This window comes from Limnohabitans sp. MORI2 (genome assembly GCF_027925025.1).
In the GTDB taxonomy this organism is placed as follows: domain Bacteria; phylum Pseudomonadota; class Gammaproteobacteria; order Burkholderiales; family Burkholderiaceae_C; genus Limnohabitans.
Map to the genome: position 1 here is coordinate 2027766 of NZ_AP027058.1, position 19697 is coordinate 2047462.

A 19697-nucleotide genomic window follows, 5' to 3' on the forward strand; every position below is an offset into this window, starting at 1 on the left:
GAAAAGATCAGTGGGAAAACCCTGATCTTTTTTTAACCCTCATTGCGATACATTTTTATCGACATAAATTGATATTTTGTAACGTTTTAAACCACACACACGCCTCATTGGAGCCACTGCATGTCTCACCCCTTGCTTGAAAAACACCGTGCCACCTTGGATGGTGCTTTGCACGCCATCGCCACGCGCGGCTACTGGTCACCCTACAGCGAAATGCCCAGCCCCAAGGTCTATGGTGAAACCGCAGCAGCAGACGGCAAAGCAGCCTTTGACACGCACTTGGGCCACAACTTTGAACTCAACCAGCCAGGCCAAAACGGTTGGGTGGGCGCCGAATCGTCGCCTTATGGCGTGGCACTGAATGTGAAGTACCCCTTGTGTGATCACAACACTTTGTTGAACGCGGGCGAGGCGGCCATGTCTGGCTGGCAAGCGGTTGGCGCACAAGGTCGCACGGGCATTTGCTTGGAAATTTTGGACCGCTTGAACAAGCAAAGTTTTGAGCTCGGCCACGCCGTGATGATGACCACCGGCCAAGGCTGGATGATGGCCTTCCAAGCGGGTGCTCCACACGCCCAAGACCGTGGCCTCGAAGCCGTGGCCTACGCTTGGCGTGAACAAAGCTTTGTCCCCACCGAGAGCACTTGGGAAAAGCCACAAGGCAAAAACCCCGCGCTGGTGATGAAGAAACATTTTGAAATCGTCGGTCGTGGCGTGGGCTTGGTCGTCGGTTGCGGCACCTTCCCAACTTGGAACACGTATCCCGGTTTGTTTGCCGCACTCGCCACGGGCAACGCCGTGATCATCAAACCCCACAGCAACGCGGTGTTGCCTGCGGCCATCACGGTGCGCACCATCCGCGCGGTGTTGAGCGAAAACGGCATCGACCCCAACTTGGTCACGCTGTGCGTGACCGATCAACGCAGCACCACCCAAGAATTGGCCACACACCCCTTGGTCAAGTCAGTGGACTTCACGGGCAGCAATGTGTTTGGTCAGTGGTTGATCGACCACTGCAAGCAAGCGCAGGTGTACGCCGAGCTGGCGGGAGTGAACAACATCGTCATCGACTCGACCAACGCCTACAAAGCCATGCTGGGCAATTTGGCCTTCACCTTGTCGTTGTACTCAGGCCAGATGTGCACCACCTCGCAAGCCATCATCGTGCCCGCAGGCGGCATTGAGACCGACGAAGGCCACAAGAGCTACGACGAGGTCTGCGCCGATTTGGCGAAATCCGTCGAGAAGTTTTTGAGCAAACCCGAAGTGGCTTGTGCCGTATTGGGCGCCATCCAATCCAGCGCCACGGCAGACCGCATTGACCTCGCCAACAGTGGCAAGCTAGGCCAAGTGGTGTTGGCCTCGACCAAGCTGAGCAACCCTGAATTCACAGGCGCTGACGTGCGCACCCCTGTGCTGTTGGCCTGCGATGCCGCGGATGAGAGCGCCTACATGGAAGAGCGCTTTGGCCCCATCAGCTTCATCGTCAAAGCCGCAGACACAGCAGCGGCCATTGCGTTGTCTGAGCGCATTGTGCGCACCCACGGTGCGTTGACCGTCGGTTTGTATTCCACCCAACAAAGCGTGATTGATGCCATGACCCATGCCAGCTGGCGCGGCAAAGTGGCTTTGTCGATCAACCTCACCGGCGGGGTGTTCGTCAACCAATCGTCTGCGTTCTCTGACTACCACGGCACCGGCGGCAACCCATCGGCCAACGCGTCTTACGCAGACTCGGCCTTTGTGGCCAACCGCTTCCGCGTGGTGCAACGCCGCTACCACGTCTAAACCAGAGCCCGCGTCATGAACTACCAACTCATTCAGTTCGATGTGCGTGAGGGCGTGGCTCGCCTCACCCTCAACCGTCCCGACAAGATGAACAGCTTCAATGCAGAGATGCATGCAGAAATTCGTCATGCTTTGGACAGCATTCAAACCAACACAGCCGTGCGCGTGCTGGTGCTCACCGGCGCAGGCCGAGGCTTTTGCGCGGGCCAAGACTTGGCCGACGCGGAGGTGCGCTTCACCCCAGGCGAAACGCCACCTGATTTGGGCGATGTGGTGGAACGCCATTACAAACCGCTCGTCATGCGCTTGAGCCAACTGCGCGTGCCCACCCTCGCCGCCGTCAACGGCATTGCGGCCGGTGCGGGCGCCAGCATGGCATTGGCCTGCGACATGGTGTTGGCCACCCAGTCGGCAGCGTTTGTGCTGCCCTTTGCCAACATTGGTTTGATTCCAGACACGGGCTGCTCGTGGCATTTGCCGCAACGCATTGGCCAAGCACGCGCCATGGGTTTGGCGCTGACCGGCAAAAAGCTCTCGGCCCAACAAGCCGCAGACTGGGGAATGATTTGGGACGCGGTCGAAGACGCCGCCTTTGCCAGCACCGTCGATGCCTTGGCTGCCAAGCTCGCCACGATGCCCACCAAAGCGTTGGTGCGCACACGCCAAGCCATGCAATTGGCCCATACCCACACTTTTGAAGAACACCTCACCTACGAGGGCACGCTCATGCGCGAACTCGGCAAGAGTGCCGACTATGTGGAAGGTGTGTCGGCATTCCTCGAAAAACGTGCCCCTCAATTCACAGGAGAGTGACCATGAGCCAACCCATCTCTGAGCACACCACCCCGCAAGAGTTGGCACTGGCAGCCAGCCAAGCCATGTGGACCCGCGACAACGCCACCCATGCACTGGGCATGGAACTGATATCGGTCACACCCGGCCACGCCGTGTTGCGCATGAAGGTACGACCCGACATGGTCAATGGCCATCACATCTGCCACGGCGGACTCATCTTCACTTTGGCCGACAGCGCATTTGCTTATGCCTGCAACAGCTACAACCTCAACACCGTGGCGTCGGCGTGCAGCATCGACTTCTTAGCGCCTGGCCGCGAGGGCGAAGTGTTAGAAGCCACAGCCGTCGAACGTTCGGCCTCTGGCCGCACCGGCGTGTATGACGTGGAAGTGAAAGTGGTCGGTGGCCACACCGTGGCCTTGTTCCGCGGCAAGAGCTACCGCATCAAAGGCGAAGTCATCGCCGGCCTAGAAGGCCAATCGTGATTTAAAAAATAAACGTGGAAGAGACAACATGACAGCCCAACAAAGCCCCAACAGCGCCTTGCTTGATCCGATTGAAAAAGCCAGCCGCGATGAAATCAGCGCTCTGCAACTCGAGCGCCTGAAATGGTCGGTACGCCACACCTATGACAACGTGGCTCCCTATCGCGAGAAATGCGTGGCCAAAGGCGTGCACCCTGATGACTTGAAGACCTTGGCCGATTTGTCCAAGTTCCCCTTCATGACCAAAGCAGATTTGCGCGACAACTATCCCTTTGGTCTGTTCGCCGTGCCAAGAGACAAAGTGGCACGCTTGCACGCGTCCAGCGGCACCACCGGCAAATCGGTGGTGGTGGGCTACACCAAGAGCGACTTGGACCATTGGGCCAACTTGATGGCCCGCTCGCTACGCGCCGCAGGCGTCAAGCCTGGCGAGATGGTGCACAACGCGTATGGCTACGGCATGTTCACTGGCGGCTTGGGCGCACATGCAGGCATTGAGCGTGCAGGATGCACCGTGGTGCCCATGTCGGGCGGCCAAACTGAGAAACAAGTTCAGCTCATCATGGACTTCAAGCCCGACGCGATCATGGTGACGCCTTCGTATTCGCTGGTGATTGCCGAAGAGTTTGAGCGTCAAGGCATTGCGCCTAAAGACATCTCGTTGAAGGTCGGCATTTTTGGCGCCGAGCCTTGGGGTGAAGGCATGCGCAGTGCCATCGAAGCCAAATTGGGCATTGATGCGGTTGACATTTACGGCCTGACAGAAGTGATCGGCCCCGGCGTGGCTTCTGAATGCGTTGAATCCAAAGATGGCCCCGTGATTTGGGAAGACCACTTCTACCCAGAAATCATCGACCCCGAAACTGGCGAAGTGTTGCCCGAAGGTTCGTTGGGTGAACTGGTGTTCACCTCGTTGACCAAAGAAGCGTTCCCCGTCATCCGCTACCGCACCCGCGATTTGACGCGACTGTTAGAGCCCACCTCACGCTCTTTCCGCCGCATGGGAAAAATCACCGGCCGCTCGGACGACATGTTGATCGTGCGTGGTGTGAATGTGTTCCCCAGCCAAATTGAAGAGCAAATCATGCGCGACAAACGCTTGGCTGCTATCTACCAAATTCACCTCAACCGCGACGGCCACTTGGACAACGTGGAGGTTCATTGCGAATTGTTGCCAACAGCGGACCCTGCAGAAACGCAACAGATCACGAAAGAACTTCAGCACCACATCAAAACCGTGATCGGTATCTCCACCTATGTGAAGGTCATGCCAGCCAACAGCATGCAACGTACAGAAGTGGGCAAGGCACGTCGTGTGATCGACGTGCGACCCAAACAAAATTAATTGAACACATATGACTGAAGCATTTATTTGCGACGCGATTCGCACCCCCATTGGCCGCTATGGCGGCACACTCGCCGCGGTTCGTGCGGATGACCTGGGTGCGATTCCTATCAAAGCACTGATGACGCGCAACCCCCAAGTCGATTGGGCGGCGGTGGAAGATGTGATTTACGGTTGCGCCAACCAAGCTGGCGAAGACAACCGCAACGTGGCCCGCATGGCGAGCCTGTTGGCAGGCTTACCCGCTGAAGTGCCAGGCACCACCGTCAACCGCTTGTGCGGTTCGGGCATGGACGCGGTGGGCTTGGCTGCGCGCTCGATCAAAGCGGGCGAGACGGAGCTGATGATCGCAGGCGGCGTGGAGAGCATGAGCCGTGCCCCGTTTGTCATGCCCAAAGCAGACACCGCCTTCAGCCGCAACAACGCCGTGTACGACACCACCATCGGTTGGCGCTTCGTCAATCCGTTGATGAAAAAAATGTACGACACGCACTCGATGCCGCAAACCGCAGACAACGTGGCCGCTGATTTCAACATTGGCCGCGAAGACCAAGATGCGTTCGCCGTTCGCTCACAGCAACGCTGGGCCGCCGCACATGCCGCAGGTCGATTTGCCGATGAAATCGTGCCCGTCACCATCGCACAGAAAAAAGGCGACCCCATCGTCTTCACCACCGACGAACATCCACGGCCCGAAACCACCCCAGCCATGTTGGCCAAACTCAAAGGTGTCAACGGCCCCGAGCTCACTGTGACCGCAGGCAACGCCTCGGGCGTGAACGATGGTGCTTGCGCGTTGTTGCTGGCTTCCGAAGCCGCTGCCGCCAAGCATGGCCTCACCCCCAAAGCGCGTGTGGTCGGCATGGCCACAGCGGGCTTGGCACCTCGCATCATGGGCTTTGGCCCAGCACCAGCGGTACGCAAGGTGCTGGCCAAGACCGGCTTAACGCTCGACCAAATGGATGTGATTGAACTGAATGAAGCTTTTGCTGCCCAAGGTTTGGCAGTGATGCGCGACTTGGGCCTGCCCGATGACGCCGCACACGTCAACCCCAACGGCGGTGCGATTGCCTTGGGCCACCCCTTGGGCATGAGCGGTGCACGTCTGATCACCACCGCCAGCTACGAGCTGGCACGTCGTGGTGGTCGGTATGCCCTATGCACGATGTGCATTGGTGTCGGACAAGGTATTGCCTTAATCATCGAACGCATTTGAACAACCCTAGGAGACAACTATGAAATTTTCTTTGAAGCAAATCGCCCTCGGTACTGCGCTGGCAGTGAGCGCTCTGTCAGCCTTGGCGGCCGACCCTATCAAAATTGGTTCGGTGCTTTCGGTCACTGGCCCCGCCGCATTTTTGGGCGATCCTGAACTCAAAACGCTGCAACTCTATGTGGAAGAGTTGAACAAAAAAGGCGGCGTGCTCGGCCGTCAACTCGAACTCGTGCACTACGACGATGGCAGCGATGCCAACAAAGCCAACAGCTTCACCAAGCGTTTGATTGAAGACGACAAGATCGACATCTTGATTGGCGGCACCACCACCGGCGCCACCATGTCGATGGTGCCTTTGGTTACCAAAGCCGAAGTTCCTTTCATCTCTCTCGCCGGTGCAGTGGTGGTGGTCGAGCCTGTGAAAAAGTGGGTGTTCAAAACACCGCACACCGACCGCATGGCTGCCGAAAAAGTGTTTGACGACATGAAAAAACGCGGCCTCACCAAAGTGGCTTTGTTGTCTGAGACCAGCGGCTTTGGCCAATCGGGCAAAAAAGAAACCGAAGCCGTGGCTGCCAAATACGGCATCACCTTGGTGGCTAACGAAACCTACGGCCCCAAAGACACCGACACCAGCCCACAGCTGACCAAAATCAAAAACACCGAAGGCGTGCAAGCCGTGTTTGTGTTTGGCTTGGGTCAAGGCCCCGCCATCGTGACCAAGAACTACCGTCAACTCGGCATCACCTTGCCGCTGTACCAATCACACGGCGTGGCCTCTGACGAGTTCTTGAAGCTCTCTGGCCCTGCTGCGGATGGCGTGCGTTTGCCCTCGCCTGCTCAGTTGATCCCAGAACAACTGCCAGCGAATGACCCACAAAAAGCCATCGTGAGCGCCTACGACGCGGCCTACAAGATGAAATACAAAACCGAAGCTTCTACTTTTGGTGGCTACGCTTATGACGCGCTGTTGATCGGCGTGGACGCGATCAAGCGTGCTGGCGGCACCGACAAAGCCAAGGTGCGTGATGCCATCGAAGCCACCAAAGGTTTGGTCGCCACCAGCGGCACCTTCAACATGAGCCCTGAAGACCACATGGGCTTGAACCTGTCTGCCTTCCGCATGTTGGAAGTCAAAAACGGTAACTGGGCTTTGGTCAAGTAAGCCCACCGCACGTTCAGAACACGGCACACCGCACACGGTGGGCCCGTTCTGAACGGTGCGGCCAGACCGTACCTACAAAGGAAATTTCATGTACACACAATCTTTCAGCGTTCCTGATGACTCTGCGCCCAAGGGCAAGCCCTCAGTGGCAGCGATTGAACCGCCCGAGTTGATGGAAACATTCAACACCCGCATTGACGCAGATGGCCGCATCGAACCGCAAGATTGGATGCCAGAGGCCTATCGCAAAACCTTGGTGCGACAAATCAGCCAACACGCGCACAGCGAAATTGTGGGCATGCTGCCCGAGGGCAACTGGATCAGCCGCGCCCCCAGCTTGAAGCGCAAAGCCATTTTGATTGCCAAGGTGCAGGACGAAGGTGGCCACGGTTTGTACCTGTACAGCGCCGCTGAAACCTTGGGTGCCAGCCGCGACCAAATGCTCGACGCCTTGCATTCAGGGCGCGCCAAATACAGCTCCATCTTCAACTACCCCACCCTCACTTGGGCCGACGTCGGCGTGATTGGTTGGTTGGTCGATGGTGCAGCCATCATGAACCAAATTCCTCTGTGCCGTTGCTCTTACGGCCCTTATGCCCGCGCCATGATTCGCGTGTGCAAGGAAGAAAGCTTTCACCAACGCCAAGGCTATGAAGCTTTGTTGGTGATGATGACCGGCACTGCCGAACAAAAAGCCATGGTGCAAGACGCGGTCAACCGCTGGTGGTGGAAGTGCTTGGCCATGTTTGGGCCGCCTGATGCCGACAGCCCCAACAGCGCACAAGGCATGCGTTGGGGCATCAAGCGCATCAGCAACGACGACTTGCGTCAAAAGTTTGTCGATGCCACCGTGCCACAAGCCGAAGTTTTGGGCATCACCTTGCCCGACCCTGATCTGAAGTGGAACGAAGCACGCCAACACTACGACTACGGCCAAATTGATTGGGACGAATTCTGGGCCACCGTCAACGGCAACGGCCCTTGCAACAAAGAGCGTTTGAACACCCGCGTCAAAGCTTGGAACGAAGGCCAATGGGTGCGCGATGCCGCCCTGGCCCACGCACGCAAACAAAACAAAATGAAGGAAGCCGCATGAACACCGCCACCAAAACCACCAAAGCCCTGAGCGAATGGCCCTTGTGGGAAGTTTTCGTTCGCAGCAAACAAGGCTTGGAACACAAACACTGCGGCAGCTTGCACGCCAGCGATGCCCAACACGCCCTGCAAATGGCACGCGATGTCTACACACGTCGCCAAGAAGGTGTGAGCATTTGGGTGGTGGAGTCCAACAGCATCACAGCCAGCGCCCCCGACGACAAAGGCGAATTCTTTGAACCCGCGAGTGACAAGATTTACCGTCACCCCACGTTCTACACCATCCCTGAAGAAGTGGGGCACATGTGATGGCCAACTTAGATTACGTGCTGCATTTGGCCGACAGCGCCATCGTGCTCGGGCAACGCAATGCCGAGTGGTGTGGCCACGGCCCCATCCTCGAAGAAGACATTGCCATGGCCAACAACAGCTTGGACTTGATTGGCCAAGCCCGCATGCTGTACCAGTACGCCGCCACGCTCCAAGGCGGTGATGCGACCGAAGACTCGCTGGCCTACTTTCGTGACGCGCAAGAGTTTCGCAACTACACCCTGCTTGAGCTGCCCCATCACGGCGCGTTGGTGGGCTATGCCGTCGACAACCGTGATTACGCGGTGACGATTGTGCGCAATTTTTTGTACAGCGCGTTCATGGCCTTGGTGTGGGAAAAACTGCAAACCTCCAAAGACGAACACTTAGCCGCCATTGCAGCCAAGTCGCTCAAAGAGGTGCGCTACCACCTGCGCCACTCGCATGACTGGTTGGTGCGTTTTGGCGATGGCACTGACGAATCACACGCCCGCGCACAAGCAGCGTTGAACCACTTGATGCCCTACACCCAAGAGTTTTGGACATCGAGCGATTTTGAAAAAGCAGCGCTCGCATCAGGTGCAGGCGTGGACACAGCCCAACTCAAAGCCGACTGGGAAGCCATGGTGCGTCACACGGTAGAAGAAGCCACGTTGCAGATGCCCTCCACCGAAGGCTTTGTGACCACAGGCAAACACGGCGGTCATTCTGAGCACTTGAGCTTTTTGCTGAGCGAGATGCAAAGCTTGGCCCGTGCACATCCAGAAGGTGTGTGGTGAGCCAAGAACTCAGCGCCGACTTGCACCCCGTGGTTCACCAGGTGTGGGATGCACTGGACGGTTTGACCGATCCAGAAATCCCTGTGGTGACGCTGCGTGAGATGGGCATCATCCGCGACGTGGAACGCGTCGCAGATGACGCGGTGGTGGTGGTCATCACCCCTACCTACAGCGGCTGCCCCGCCATGGAGCAAATCAACGACGATGTGCGTAGCACCGTCAAGGCGCTGGGCTTGCAAGTGGAGGTGCGTACGCAACTCGCCCCCGCTTGGACCACCGATTGGATGAGCGAAGAGGCCAAAGCCAAGCTCAAAGCCTATGGCATTGCACCGCCGAATCGGCAATGTGGTGCGCCGTCACAACAAGTCAGCGTGGTGCATTTCATGCGCAAACCGGCGCAAGCCGAGCAAGCGGTGGAATGCCCGCATTGCGGTTCGCACCACACGGTGGAGTCTTCGCACTTTGGCTCAACCGCGTGCAAGGCGCTCTACAAGTGCCTGGATTGCCAAGAGCCTTTTGACTACTTCAAACCTTATTAAGTTTTCCGGAGAAATCCCCCATGTCCTCCCCATCGTTTCATGCCTTAGCCATCAAGAAAGTCAGCCCTGAAGCCGCTGGCTCGGTGGCCATCACCTTTGACATTCCATCGGATGCGCGGGACAAGTTTCATTTCGAACCCGGTCAGTTTTTGACCCTGCGCGCGGACATCAACGGTCAAGACGTGCGCCGCAATTACTCGATCAGCAGCCCACGCAGCCAGTTTTTAAAACACGGCGAGCTTGAAATTGGCATTCGCCCGGTTGAAGGTGGTGTGTTCTCCAATTGGGCCGCGACCCAACTCAAAGCGGGTGACACGGTGAGAGTGATGCCCCCCGAAGGTCGCTTCACCATCCAAAAACCGCGTGCCATTCACCGCGTGGGGTTTGCGGCAGGCTCGGGCATCACGCCCATTTTGTCGATGGCTGCGACCACACTCGAAGAGCAAACCGAATCCAAGTTCACACTGATTTACGGCAACCGTCGCATGTCGAGTGTGATGTTCAACGAAGCGCTGCAAGACTTGAAAGACCGCTTCCCCAGTCGCTTCACCATGATTCACATCTTGTCGCAGCAAGCGCAAGAGGTGGACTTGCTACAAGGCCGCATCGATGGCGACAAGATCAAAGCCATCATCAACGCGCTACTGCCCGCCAAGAGCATGGACGAGGTGTTCATCTGCGGGCCTGAGGCCATGATTGAGATCACCGAAAAAACCTTGATCGAATGCGGCGTGCCGGCCAACCGCGTGCACAGCGAACGCTTCACCACGTCGGCATCGCAAGCGCACAAGGTGCAAGCCGACACCGATGCGTCCAAAGTCAAACAAGCCTCAGCCAAGAGCGTGCACATGACGGTGGTGCTCGACGGCAAAGAACACGAAGTCTCGCTCAGCCCCGACGAGCATGTGCTCGATGCTGCACTGAATGCAGGGCTTGATTTGCCGTTCTCTTGCAAGGCTGGTGTGTGCAGCACCTGCCGCTGCAAGGTGACACACGGCGAGGTGACCATGGACAAAAACTTCACCCTCGAAGCCGACGAAGTGGGCCAAGGTTTTGCACTGAGCTGCCAAGCCCGTGCGGCCACGCAAAAACTGGTCATCAGCTTCGACCACCGTTAAAACTCTGCCCCACCCTGCATGCCTCACACCGCCACCGATGAGAGCCTGATCGATTCACCGCAGGCAGCAATACGCCTGTTGGTGACGCTGGGCTTGGTCATCTTGGGCAACAGCAGCATGTACGTGGTGTCGGTGGTGTTGCCGGCGGTGCAAACTGAGTTTGGCATTGGTCGCGGTGAAGCATCGTTGCCCTACACGCTCATGATGGTGTGTTTAGGGTTGGGTGGTATTTGGACTGGTCGCTTGGCCGACCGCTATGGCCTGCCCCCCGTGTTGTGGTGCGGAGCTCTGGCGGTTTTCACGGGGTTCGCGCTGGCCTCGCAAGCGGCCAATATTTGGATATTTGGACTGGCCCATGGCATCTTGGGACTGATTGGCAGCTCATCCACTTTTGCGCCGTTAATGGCCGACACCGCCCTGTGGTGGCAAAAACGACGCGGCATTGCGGTGGCCATTTGCGCGTGTGGCAACTACATTGCAGGCGCCATTTGGCCACCCTTGGTGCAACACGGCATCACCACCATCGGGTGGCGCCCCACCTACCTCTTGCTAGGCTCTGTGTGTGGCGTGGGCATGCTGCTGCTGTCACTCAAGATGCGCGCCAAACCGCCCATCCCCAAAGTGTCTGTGGCCTCCAGTTCGACACTGCACAACGATGGTTCGCGTCCGTTTGGCTTGAAGGCCTCACACGCCCAGTTCATGTTGTGTGTGGCGGGTGTGGCGTGCTGCGTCGCCATGGCCATGCCGCAAGTGCACATCGTCGCCTATTGCACCGACTTGGGTTACGGGGCCGCACGGGGCGCTGAAATGTTGTCGCTCATGCTCAGCTGCGGCATTGTGAGCCGTTTGGTCTCGGGCATGATTTGCGATCGCATTGGTGGCATTCGCACTTTGCTGCTGGGTTCGATGTTGCAAGGCGTGGCGTTGGTCGCCTTCTTGCCGTTTGATGGTTTGGTGCCGTTGTATGTGATCTCTGCCGTGTTTGGCCTTTTTCAAGGGGGCATCGTCCCCTCTTACGCCATCATCGTGCGTGAGCATTTTTCGCCCCAGCAAGTGGGCGAACGCGTGGGCAGTGTCATCATGGCCACGCTGTTGGGTATGGCCTTGGGCGGTTGGATGTCGGGTTGGATTTTTGACCTCACCGGCAGCTACAAGGCCGCGTTTCTCAACGGCATTGCTTGGAACTTGCTCAATGTCTCCATCAGCGTTTGGTTGTTTTCACGCTTGAAAAAAGCACACGCTGTGCCCCATTGAATTTCACATGCCATTTCCCTCTCGTGGCTACGCCGCCTTATCCAGCACCAGCCCCTTAAGCTTGTTTCACTTCGTGCGGCGTGACCCTCGCGCTGACGACGTGGTGATTGAAATTCTTTACTGCGGCATTTGTCACTCCGACTTGCACAACGTCCGCAACGACTGGGGCTATTCCAAATACCCCATGGTGCCCGGCCATGAAATCGTGGGGCGCGTCATCCAAATAGGCGCAAGCGTCACGAAGTTCAAAGTCGATGACGCCGTGGGTGTGGGGTGCTTGGTTGATTCTTGCCGCACATGCCAGCCTTGCCAAAAAGGGGATGAACAGTTTTGCGTGAAGCAACCCACGTATGGCTACGGCAGCTTGGATCGTCATGATGGACAAGCGACACAAGGTGGTTTCTCGGATGTGATCGTGGTGTCGCAAGACTTTGTGCTGCGCATCCCGAATGGCCTTGAACTCAGTCGCGCCGCACCCCTGCTGTGTGCAGGCATCACCACATGGTCACCACTCAAGCGCGCTCACATCACCAAGGGCAGCCAAGTGGCGGTGGTTGGTTTGGGTGGTTTAGGCCACATGGCCGTTAAGTTGGCCAAAGGCTTGGGGGCAGAGGTGACACTCATCACCCGCTCGCATGACAAAGCTGAAGCAGCCCAGGCATTGGGCATTGACCATGTGGCTTTGTCGGGCGACAAGAAAAGCATGTCTGCTCTCAGAGGCAGGTTCGATCTCATCCTTGACACCATTCCTCAAGCGCACGACGTCAACCCGTACATGGGCTTGCTCACGCACGGTGGCAAGTTGGTTTTGGTGGGCTACTTTGGGCCACTTGAGCCGCCACTCAACACCTCGCCGTTGATTTTTGGCCAACGCTCGCTTGAAGGCTCACTCATTGGCGGCATTGCCGAAACGCAAGCGATGCTTGATTTTTGTGCCGAGCACCACATCTCGGCAGACATTGAGTTGATGCCCGTGCAAGACATCAACACCGCCTTTGAGCGCATGGAGCGAAGTGATGTGAAGTACCGATTTGTGATTGACCTTCAAACACTTGCGTCTCTCTAATCACTCAACAACGGCTCTGTAAAATCAAATGCAATGAGTCAATGTTCCATCAAACCTGTTCAAGATCTCTTGGACAAATTTCGCGAAAGAAATCGAGTCAAAGCTGGCTCGTTGATCATTTCGGTTTTTGGCGATGCCGTTTTGCCCCGTGGTGGCGAAATCTGGCTGGGTGGGTTGATCAACTTGCTCGCCCCACTTGATCTCAATGAGCGGCTCATTCGAACCACTGTGTTTCGTTTGGTCAAAGACGAGTGGCTCACCACGCAAACCCAAGGCCGTCGCACCGACTACAAACTGTCGGCCAGCGGGTGGCGACGGTTTGAAGAAGCCTCGAAACAAATTTACGCCTCCAACGCACCCCACTGGGACCACCGTTGGCGCCTCGTCATGTTGGTGGCGGAATTGCCGCCTAAGGTGCGTGAGCAATTGCGCCGCGCGTTTTATTGGCAAGGGTTTGGTGAACTCAACGCTAACTGTTTTGTGCACCCCAGCGCCGACTTGGCAGCAGCCTTTGATGCGCTGCGTGTCGACGGCATGGCCGATGTCCTGCCTCAACTCATGCCGCTCGTGGCCGTGAACCCACGTCTAGGCCAATCAGCCAATGATGCTGACATTGTTCGCTCAGCCTGGGACTTGGCGCATTTGAGTGAGGACTATGTTGCGTTTGTCAAAACCTACAAAGGCATCTTGGACGCGTTGCAAAAAGCTAAGAAGCCGAGCATTGATGAAGAAAGCGCATTCCTCACACGCACGCTGTTGATCCACGATTACCGACGTTTGCTCTTACGCGACCCTGAGCTGCCAGAAGTGCTGTTGCCGGCCAAATGGCCAGGTCAAACTGCGCGCATGCTCACCAAAGAGCTCTACCGCCGTTTGCTTGCGCCCTCTGAAAGCCATCTGAACAAACACTTGATACTGGCCAACGGTGAAGCGCCTGCAGCTTCTGATTTGGTGCTGCGCCGATTTGAATGCGACCCACTGTCTGCGGACGCACTTTGAACTCAATGCAAGCCTTATCCCCGCTCCTCCAAGCATCTTGGGCGCAAGCCGCACCCTTAACAGGTTTAGACAAATCACTAGCCAACTTGCTTCAAAGCAAGCAACCCAGCGATGACCCACGCCACCTGTGGCTAGCAGCCCTCACCAGCCACCAATGGGGACGCGGCCATGCGTGCCTTGATCTGACCACCTTGCAAACTCAAGCCACTGCATTGCTGGGCTGGAGCGACGAACAAGCTGCTGCTCTTCCCGCAGACCTGCACCTTGCCGCCAACACATTGCCGTGGACGCATGGCGACGCCAGCCCCTTGGTGCTGGCCGAAGACAAAGACGGCACACGTTTGTATTTACGCCGCGCTTGGACCGCTGAACAAAACATCCGTCACAACATCGCGCAGCGTTTGGCTCTACCCTGCGACGTGCCTGCCGATTTGCAACAACGCTTGGATGCGTTGTTCACACCAGCCAGCGATCGCGAGCCCGACATGCAACGCCTCGCCTGCGAGGTAGCCGCGCAAAATCGCATCACGCTCATCACGGGTGGCCCCGGCACGGGCAAAACCACCACGGTGGTGAAACTGCTGTCGCTTTTAGTGGGCACGTCTTCAAGAGAATTGCAAATTCACCTCGCTGCGCCCACGGGCAAAGCGGCGGCGCGTTTGACCGAGTCCATCAGCAACGCGCTCGCCCACATGCCCGCCGATGTGCAAGCGCGCATTCCCACGCAAGCGCAAACGCTGCACCGTTTGTTGCAAACGAATAGCAAAGCGGCACAGGTGCACCAGCTCGCCACCGATGTGGTGGTGGTCGACGAAGCGTCGATGATTGACTTAGAGATGATGGCCCGCTTGCTGCAAGCCGTGCCACCCACCGCACGCTTGATCTTGCTGGGCGACAAAGACCAGCTGGCGTCGGTGGAAGCTGGTGCGGTGATGTCGCAGCTGTGCACGGGCAGTTTGCTCAAAGCGCAAACCGTGACGCTCATTCACAGCCACCGCTTTGATGCCAAGAGTGGCATTGGCCAATGGGCACGCACCGTGAACGCGGACGCGGCTGACAACACGCCCGCCCTCAAAACGCTGTGGAACGCCGCGCCCGATTGGCTGGCGACATTGCCTTTGCAACAAACCATTGACGGAGACACACCCGAACCCGATGTGACACGCCTGCAACTGACCAGCGCCAGCGACCCCAAGCTGGCCGTGGGCCTGCGCTACGGATGGCGCAACTGGCTGGCTTTGCTAGACGCACACCGCCCCAGCAAAACAGCGCCAGCTGCACCGTGCAGCGATGCACAAGCCGTTGAGCTGCTCAAAGCCTTCACCGAATTTTGTGTGTTGTGCGCCATTCGCGAAGGCCCGCTGGGTGTGGTGCAGCTCAACGCGCAAGTCGAGCACGCACTGGGCTTGGGCCAAAGCGCTTGGTATGCCGGCCGCCCCGTGATGGTCACACGCAACGACTACGCGCTCGACCTGATGAACGGCGATATTGGTCTGTGCCTGCCCGGGCCGGACGGTGCGCTACGCGTGGCCTTCCCTGCGGTGAATGGCGGCGTGCGTTGGGTCATGCCATCGCGCTTGGACAGTGTGGAAACCGTGTTTGCCATGACGGTGCACAAATCGCAGGGTTCAGAGTTCACGCATGTGTTGCTGGTGATACCCGCGCAAGAGTCGCCCGTGCTCACACGCGAGCTGGTGTACACCGGTCTGACGCGCGCGCGCCAGCGCCTCACAATGTGGGCCCCACAACTGGGTGTGCTGTGGAACGGCTGTGCGCAACGCGTGTTGCGCAGCGGTGGTTTGGGCGACTGAACAACAGCTGCAGTCACACTTGGTAAGTAGCGCCTCAGACTTGTTCACAATAGAGCCATGCTTATGAATCAATACCTCGCCCAACTCGAACAGTTGGCTGTCCCACTGGCCATCGCGGCCGTGATTTTTGTGTTCTCGCTCATCAGCTTCGGCGTGTGGGCTTCGCGCATTCGCCGCGTGCGTGCGGAGGTCGTAGCACTCGATGCCCGCCTAGGCGCACACAAGGGCAGCAGCCGCGAAGCGTTGGCGTTGGCCGAAAGCAAAACCACCGACGACGAGCTGAAGTTTTTGTTGCGCGAAACCGAGGCGGGCCTGATTGACCTGCCCACGCAACACAGTGTGAGCCAAGGCCCACGCAGTAGTTATAGCTTTCGCAGCCACGCCGACACTTGGACGGTGCGCAGCGTGCTCGGTGGCCGCATGAACTTGGCCTTGTTCGAGACCATGCCCAATTTGCTGATTGGTTTTGGCTTGATGTGCACCTTCATCTTCTTGGCGGTGGCCTTGCAACAAGCAGGCTTGGCGCTCAATGCACTGGATGTATCAGCGCGTCAACAAGACCAAGCCTTGCAGTCGCTCATTGCCACAGCAGGCGGTAAGTTCATCACCTCCATCGCGGGTTTGTTGTGTTCACTGGTGTGGAACTGGCGCGCCAAAGTGGCGCTGGAAAACTTGCAGTCGAGCATCGACACGCTGTGCCACACGTTGCGCAGCAAAGTGCCCGACAACGCAGCCGAAGCCAGCGTGCGGATGCAGCTGGCTTTGTTCCAAGACATCTTGGACGAGAACCGTTCACAGGTCAGCCAACTGCGCCGCTTTGAAGGCGACTTTGCCAATGCGATTGGCGATGCGCTGTCGCGCAATATGCAGCCCGCGTTTGACAAGTTGGCGCAACTGGCCGACAGCATTCAAACCTCCAGCCAAAGCTTTGGCAACGCCGGCAGCCAAGCGGCGGTGGAGCTGAGCAAAGCGGGCGAGACCTTGACCCAAGGCATCTCCAGCGGCCTCGCCTCGTTTGGCGATGCAGTGGGCACCTTGTCGCAAACCATTCAAGCCACGCGCGCCACCATCACCGAGCTCGACGCCTCGCTGGCCCGCGCCAGCGCCATGGGCCAAACCGGCACGCAACACCTCGAAACCCTGCTGGGCAACTTGGGGCAAACCGTGCAAACGGTGCAAGGCGCCATGTCGGGCTTGCAAGGCACGGTCGAGCGCATTGACCAAACGGCAGAGAAGTTCAAAGACAGCGCCAGCGCCATCGAAGGCGCGGTGGGCTTGCAACGTGCGGCGGCCACTGACTTCAAAGAAGCTTTGATTCCGATGAACCAAGCCCTCGGCCAAACCGTGGACACGCTCAAACAAAGCGCGGTGACCGCCGAAGAAGCGCTGGGCCATGTGCGCACGCATTTGCAAGATGCACAAAAAGCGCTCAACGGCACGGTAGATGCACTCACCAAAGGCGTGTCGGGCTACAGCACACAGATTGCCGACTTGCATACCAAGATGGACCAGCACTTGGCCAGCGCGGTCAACCAACTCAGCGGCAGCATCACCAACCTGGAAGAAGTGTTGGACGAGTTCATCGACGCTTTGCCACCCAAGGCATAACGCCTAAAAGTCAAAGCTAAACGCGTAACACATGCTCATCAAAACACGCCGCAACACTGCAGCCACCAACGAGCAGGTGGAAGAGTCAGGTTACATGGCTTCCGCCAGTGACTTGATGATTGGCCTCCTGTTCATCTTCATCGTCATGGTGATGGTGCTGCTCTCACGCAAGCCCGAAGAACCGCCCGAGCCACCCGCCGACCCACTGGCCACTGTGGTGCACACCATCGGGACCAAGCTGCAAAACGCGGGTGTGCCCGTGACAATCAACCAAGTGTCAGGCGTCATCAGCTTGCCAGCCGACACCTTGTTTGCACGCGGCAGCGCCGAGCTTGAAACCTTGGGCGTGCGCACGCTGCGCCAATCTGCCGAGCAGTTGCAACAGGTGTTGCCTTGCTACATCTATTCGCAGCGCCGCCAACTGCCCGCCGACTGCCCGCCCAACCCACAACAGGTGGAGATTGAAACCATCCTGATTGAAGGCCACACCGACTCTGTGCCCCTGCACCGTGGCGACTACAACAACTGGCATTTGGGCCTAGACCGCGCGCGAGCGGTGTACAAAGTGCTGGGCTCTGAGGGCATGCAGCGCTACCGCAACGAGCGCGAGCAACCGGTGTTTGGCATCAGCTCGTATGCCGACGAGCGCCCCACCAGCAAAGACAACGACGCACAAAACCGCCGCGTAGAGCTGCGCTTTGTGCTGGCCTTCCAGCCCACCGAAGCGGGCGCAGCGAAAGGCCCAAGCAGCACCTTGAAGAAGATGCAAGAGACCGTGCGCTAAGAAGCCATCGCCATGCAAGAGTTCTTCGCCCCCCTGCCGCAAGACTTTGACCAGCTGGCCCATGCTGTGCGCACCAAGCGCGGCGGCGGCTTTGGCAAAGACCCAGACTTGCGCACCGTGGGCGAGCGCACCTACAGCGCGTTTGAGCGCGTGGCGTTTTCACCCAACAGCACCGCACCGCGCCAGCGCGATTGGCGACACATTCCCTACGCGCTGTGGCTTGATGGTGAGCGTGGCCTACACACCCACACACCGCTGACTGATCGCTACTTTGACAAAGCCGTGCCCGAGGCGCTGAATGCGCGCCGCCCACTCAAATGGGGCCGTGGTTTGCTGCACACGTATTTGCAAGGCTTCAACCCAGAGAGCCCTGTGTTCTTAAAGTTGGCCCACACAGCTCGCGCATTCTTTTTAGACCCACGCGTGCTGGCCTCGTTGTCCGAGACCGAAGCCAATGGTTTGGAGCGGCTCATCACCACCCTTGATGTGTTGGACCCGCTCAATGGACCCGTGCATGTGGCCAATGACATTTTGGGTATGCCAGCCGACAAAACTTTGCAGCAATGGCAAGAGCGCCATGCGCTCACCCAAGGCTTTTGGCTGAACAACTTTTGCAAGCAAGCGTTTTTAGAAGCCTTGCAAGCGCCCGAAGAAATTCGCAGCACCATCGGCTATGTCATGCGCATGTGCGAATGGGCCATGCACGACATGGGCAAGCCCACGCAACGCCTGCGCTACCCGCTGTGCCGCGACGAGTTTGCCTACAGCCTGCTCTCGCCTTGGTTTAAGCGCAACCCACCGCAAGACATCAAGAACGCGCTGTTATCAGAGCTGCTGCGCACCTTGGGCGACCCGCGCCACAACCACGCAGGCTGGCTGGGCGTGCGCCGCGAAGCCATCGAGACGGCCAGCCGCTGGCTGACCAGCCGCACGATGGACGCGTTTTTTGAAATCTTGCGTCACACCGAAGACGAGATTGGCCCTTACCGTCGCCGTTTTTGGGAAGCCTATTTCCACGCGGGCCACATCTTGGAAGCTTGGATTGCCTTGGGCGAGCAAGCTGTCACAGAACTGCAAAAAATTGACCCGACAGGCGAGCTGAGCTATGCCAAGATCTTGGGCAAGATCGCGCCCAACCAATGTGTGCTGATGCTGCGCATGGGCAATATCTTGTTTTGCGACTGGAGCCACCAAGGCCGCTTGCGCGCGATTGCATACAACGCCAAGCAAGCGCCAAAGCTCTACCAAAACGAGTACGAGCTGTTCCAGTTGCGTTTTCCCACCACGCTGGACTTCAACGATGGCCAACTGGATGACCCCGGCCTGTTGCACTACGAATCCGAACTGGGCGGCTGGCAGGACACAGCTCGCCGCTTCATTGATCAGCACCTAGGGATTCACCTGAGTTTGGCTGACTTGATGCCAACTGACGCTCAAAATTAAACCGCCTCTAGCCCGACTCTTTTGATTTAGCTCAAGGGCAAGGGTTTGTCAGAACTGTCTAAGTCAGACCCTTGTAAGAGCGCAGTTTCACAGTCGCA

18 protein-coding genes are annotated in these 19697 nt (G+C 57.9%); all 18 read left to right on the top strand.

Going from position 1 to position 19697, the window contains the following annotated elements; genetic code table 11:
- The first annotated feature begins 120 nt into the window (after nt 1-120).
- The 18 genes from paaN to QMG27_RS09705 all read left to right on the top strand — a co-directional run bounded on the left by paaN (nt 121) and on the right by QMG27_RS09705 (nt 19599).
- Entirely contained in the window at nt 121-1788 is a 1668-nt protein-coding gene (gene paaN, locus QMG27_RS09620) for a phenylacetic acid degradation protein PaaN (RefSeq protein WP_281810836.1), read from the top strand.
- A 15-nt stretch (nt 1789-1803) separates the two neighbouring features.
- Nucleotides 1804-2601: a 2-(1,2-epoxy-1,2-dihydrophenyl)acetyl-CoA isomerase PaaG gene (gene paaG, locus QMG27_RS09625; protein ID WP_281810837.1), complete on the top strand. Its 798-nt coding sequence runs from the start codon at nt 1804-1806 to the stop codon at nt 2599-2601.
- A 2-nt stretch (nt 2602-2603) separates the two neighbouring features.
- The gene (gene paaI / locus QMG27_RS09630; protein ID WP_281810838.1) at nt 2604-3068 is read left to right on the top strand and encodes a hydroxyphenylacetyl-CoA thioesterase PaaI; all 465 of its coding nucleotides are present in this window, start codon (nt 2604-2606) and stop codon (nt 3066-3068) included.
- A gap of 28 nt (nt 3069-3096) precedes the next feature.
- Complete coding sequence (gene paaK, locus QMG27_RS09635) at nt 3097-4413, top strand: phenylacetate--CoA ligase PaaK (protein WP_281810839.1); 1317 nt, start codon at nt 3097-3099, stop codon at nt 4411-4413.
- Nucleotides 4414-4423: 10 nt separating this feature from the next.
- The gene (gene pcaF, locus QMG27_RS09640) at nt 4424-5629 is read left to right on the top strand and encodes a 3-oxoadipyl-CoA thiolase (protein ID WP_281810840.1); all 1206 of its coding nucleotides are present in this window, start codon (nt 4424-4426) and stop codon (nt 5627-5629) included.
- 19 nt (nt 5630-5648) lie between these two features.
- A complete protein-coding gene (locus QMG27_RS09645; protein ID WP_281810841.1) occupies nt 5649-6794 on the top strand; it encodes an ABC transporter substrate-binding protein in 1146 nt (381 codons plus the stop codon).
- Nucleotides 6795-6882: 88 nt separating this feature from the next.
- On the top strand, nt 6883-7890 hold the full coding sequence (gene paaA / locus QMG27_RS09650; RefSeq protein WP_281810842.1) for a 1,2-phenylacetyl-CoA epoxidase subunit PaaA: 1008 nt from the start codon (nt 6883-6885) through the stop codon (nt 7888-7890).
- Nucleotides 7887-8198 (top strand): 1,2-phenylacetyl-CoA epoxidase subunit PaaB, encoded by a 312-nt coding sequence (paaB, locus tag QMG27_RS09655; RefSeq protein WP_281810843.1) that lies wholly within the window; start codon nt 7887-7889, stop codon nt 8196-8198. The genes paaA and paaB overlap by 4 nt, the downstream gene beginning before the upstream one ends.
- Nucleotides 8198-8977, top strand: a complete 780-nt coding sequence (gene paaC, locus QMG27_RS09660) for a 1,2-phenylacetyl-CoA epoxidase subunit PaaC (protein ID WP_281810844.1) — start codon at nt 8198-8200, stop codon at nt 8975-8977. The genes paaB and paaC overlap by 1 nt, the downstream gene beginning before the upstream one ends.
- Entirely contained in the window at nt 8974-9516 is a 543-nt protein-coding gene (gene paaD, locus QMG27_RS09665) for a 1,2-phenylacetyl-CoA epoxidase subunit PaaD (protein WP_281810845.1), read from the top strand. The genes paaC and paaD overlap by 4 nt, the downstream gene beginning before the upstream one ends.
- 20 nt (nt 9517-9536) lie before the next feature.
- Entirely contained in the window at nt 9537-10634 is a 1098-nt protein-coding gene (locus QMG27_RS09670; protein ID WP_281810846.1) for a 2Fe-2S iron-sulfur cluster-binding protein, read from the top strand.
- An 18-nt stretch (nt 10635-10652) separates the two neighbouring features.
- On the top strand, nt 10653-11888 hold the full coding sequence (locus QMG27_RS09675; protein ID WP_281810847.1) for an MFS transporter: 1236 nt from the start codon (nt 10653-10655) through the stop codon (nt 11886-11888).
- A 7-nt stretch (nt 11889-11895) separates the two neighbouring features.
- Nucleotides 11896-12954 (top strand): NAD(P)-dependent alcohol dehydrogenase, encoded by a 1059-nt coding sequence (locus tag QMG27_RS09680; RefSeq protein ID WP_281810848.1) that lies wholly within the window; start codon nt 11896-11898, stop codon nt 12952-12954.
- Between the two features lie 33 nt (nt 12955-12987).
- The gene (paaX, locus tag QMG27_RS09685) at nt 12988-13953 is read left to right on the top strand and encodes a phenylacetic acid degradation operon negative regulatory protein PaaX (RefSeq protein ID WP_281810849.1); all 966 of its coding nucleotides are present in this window, start codon (nt 12988-12990) and stop codon (nt 13951-13953) included.
- A 5-nt stretch (nt 13954-13958) separates the two neighbouring features.
- Nucleotides 13959-15764: an exodeoxyribonuclease V subunit alpha gene (gene recD, locus QMG27_RS09690; protein ID WP_281810850.1), complete on the top strand. Its 1806-nt coding sequence runs from the start codon at nt 13959-13961 to the stop codon at nt 15762-15764.
- Between the two features lie 63 nt (nt 15765-15827).
- On the top strand, nt 15828-17372 hold the full coding sequence (locus QMG27_RS09695) for a hypothetical protein (protein WP_281810851.1): 1545 nt from the start codon (nt 15828-15830) through the stop codon (nt 17370-17372).
- 31 nt (nt 17373-17403) lie between these two features.
- Entirely contained in the window at nt 17404-18156 is a 753-nt protein-coding gene (locus tag QMG27_RS09700) for an OmpA family protein (RefSeq protein WP_281810852.1), read from the top strand.
- Nucleotides 18157-18168: 12 nt separating this feature from the next.
- Nucleotides 18169-19599, top strand: coding sequence for an EH signature domain-containing protein (locus QMG27_RS09705; RefSeq protein ID WP_281810853.1), 1431 nt, complete (start codon nt 18169-18171; stop codon nt 19597-19599).
- Nucleotides 19600-19697: the final 98 nt, after the last annotated feature.